Source organism: Mesorhizobium sp. FG116 (assembly GCF_057809835.1).
Genome location: NZ_JBMDKS010000096.1, coordinates 1 through 2,495, shown reverse-complemented (window position 1 = coordinate 2,495; position 2,495 = coordinate 1). Strand labels below are relative to the sequence as shown.

The following is a 2,495-nucleotide window of genomic DNA, read 5'->3' as shown; positions in this document are numbered from 1 at the left end:
CGCGCCGCTCGATGAACGCCGTATCATCATAAGGCGTTCCGGCGGCGATGTTGAGAGGGTGGAGTTGCCCTGGGGCCTACAGCCACGCGAGCGCGGCTGCCGGCCTTTCACCGTTGTCCGCGCTGAAGGCCGGAGCTTTCCGGGCCATCGATGCCTTGGGGCCTCCGAGTTTCGGTTCCGCAGCCGCGGCAGGGAATATCGCTTCGCGCTCGCCGATGGCGACTGGTTCTATTTCGCCGGGATATGGCGCCCAGCCTCACGCGAATGGCCGGAATCCTCCGCAATCCTGACCATCGAGGCGAATGCGGACGTTGCGCCGTATCGTGATCGCCAGATGGCAGTGTTGCGGCGCGTGGACCGGATGCGCTGGCTCGACCATGGCTATGAGGAGAAGGATCTGCTCAGACAGCTCCGGGCGGGCACGTTCAGAGTACGCCATTGTGAGCGGCAGCCTCAGGGAGAGCTTTTGCACTAGTTCCTGCGCGAACGCGCCGGAGGTTGCCAGCCCTGAGTGCCGTGGCGTGACAGATTTCGTACGACCGACACTGAGGCGCCACGATGGCCCTGTCCTCGGTAATGATGCCATTCATGCCGTTTCTCACTCTGGCCGTGAAGAAAACAAGCAGGCGCGGAACAGGCCTTTCCTACCTGCGCGTGACCAAGGCTCTGCGCGCAAACTGGACGTATCTGGAATTTTACGAGAGTATCTTTAGTTAAAGAACGATGCGCGCAATGGTCGATTCACGGGCGATGCTGCGCTCGAGTCCGTCCGTCACGACGAGATTCCGAGACAGAGCCGACAAGCCAAGCAGCTGCACGGCCGTTGCTCGCCCAATTGAGATTCCACAGCGTAGAGAAAATATCGAGAACACGCGATTCATCGGCTTCTACGGCCTGGACCCCTAAACCGTCGGTCGCGCTCGGAATGTGCTCAAGCCAAATAGATTGAACGGTCATGCGCATCGTCCTTCGCGGAAATCCAGGCTACCAGGTCGATCAAATCACAGCCGACGAAGCGGAGGCGCTGAGAGCTTGGTATGGTCATTCAGCATCCGCCGAACAAGATGCGACGGCGCTGGCGGTCATTCGCCGTGCAAAAACCAAGGATGGATGGATAGAGTGCGATTGCGTGCCAGGGGATTTCAAGCCTCTGCTCGCGCCGCAACAGCAGGAGCGAACGTTCACACTGCGCCGCCTTACACCCGCAGACGGTGATCCACATGCACGTGTCGACCGGCCCAACCATTCCGACACTTGCCCGTTCCACGTCGACCGGGACTTCGAGCCATCCGCACATGATCGCGCGTTCAATCTTCGACCGGTGCCCCATCGAGAAACCGGATACATCGATGCCTTGCCACCTGTTCCAACCCAGCTTGCCGACCTTGACCGTCGCACTCCTGACCAGGATCGCGAACGAAACGACCGGCCTTCAAAGCTCGCGTTGGTTCTTTGGCGGCTTATGGATGCCGCGGCTGTCAATGTGCTCAAACCGCTTCAGGATCAGCCCTCGCCGTACCGGCTGAGGGACCAACTCACAACGATCCACAACGCCGGCGCCAAATGGCGCGTCACGCGCACCTGGCGCTTCAGTGCGCTGTCGACTACCTGGGCCGGCGACTATTGGGACAAGAATTCCAGGTTTCAGCGACTGTTGCGCAAATCGCAGGGTGATTGGGCGCCGAACCAGCGCCGGACTGGTTTCATGATCTTGTTCTCGCCCAGCGTCACGGACAAGCTCATCCGGCCGGCGGCCACTTCGGAACCGATCACGCTTAATTCACGTCTGCGCCAACCTCTTCGGGGGGATCCCCGGCGGCGCGGTCCATATCTTGCAATCGCCAACGTCGATTTCGGCGACGACGACGACGGCGACTTACGTGCAGTCCAATCCTATGCGCAGCCCGTCTTCAACGGCGATACGCTGTTTCCGGTCGAATCCGGCTTCGAGCGTGACGTCACCGACCTGCTCATCTGGCTGCAGATATCTCTTTTTGAAGCCGCCCCTCGTCTTCGGATTGCGATCAAGAAGCCTCTCTTTGCCATCGCGACATCAAGAGGGCTTTGCCGCCCTGATTTCGTTCTTGAGACGAGCTATGGCAACCGTCCACCCACTAACCTCGTTATCGAAGCCATGGGGATGGATACCGAGAAGTACATCGCCGCCAAAGCGAAAACGCTACCGCGTATGCGAGAGGTCGGTCCGTGCTATCAAATAACGCCCCCCGACATGAAACCGGCGAAAGCGCGGTCACTTGGCGCGGATCTGCAGCGATGGGTGCTTGACCAAGCCACAACCCGGCATCTGCGTCTCGTCAACGAATAGGGGGCAACCACGGTGACACTCATGCCAGCGAGCGTAGCGCTGCCACCAGGTCCTCGGGTCTCATACACTCAGGATCAGCTTCGAGCAGTTCGGCCAAATAGGTCGCCTTCGCCCGGCGATCACCGATGGACTGCACTTTCGCCTCTGCGATAGCCGTCAAAGCGAGTTG

General features: G+C 59.9%; 2 protein-coding genes. Both read left to right on the top strand.

Features of this window, described 5'->3' with window-relative positions:
- Nucleotides 1–475 (top strand): SOS response-associated peptidase family protein (locus tag ACODTY_RS23785; protein WP_488996643.1); only part of this gene is annotated, 475 nt, incomplete at its 5' end.
- A gap of 480 nt (nt 476–955) precedes the next feature.
- Complete coding sequence (locus ACODTY_RS23780; RefSeq protein WP_488996642.1) at nt 956–2,326, top strand: DUF8535 domain-containing protein; 1,371 nt, start codon at nt 956–958, stop codon at nt 2,324–2,326.
- Nucleotides 2,327–2,495 lie beyond the last annotated feature (169 nt).

Bases quoted from the DNA above. Each gene is read 5' to 3' on its own strand.
- ACODTY_RS23780 (WP_488996642.1), top strand. From the start codon at position 956: ATGCGCATCGTCCTTCGCGGAAATCCAGGCTACCAGGTCGATCAAATC.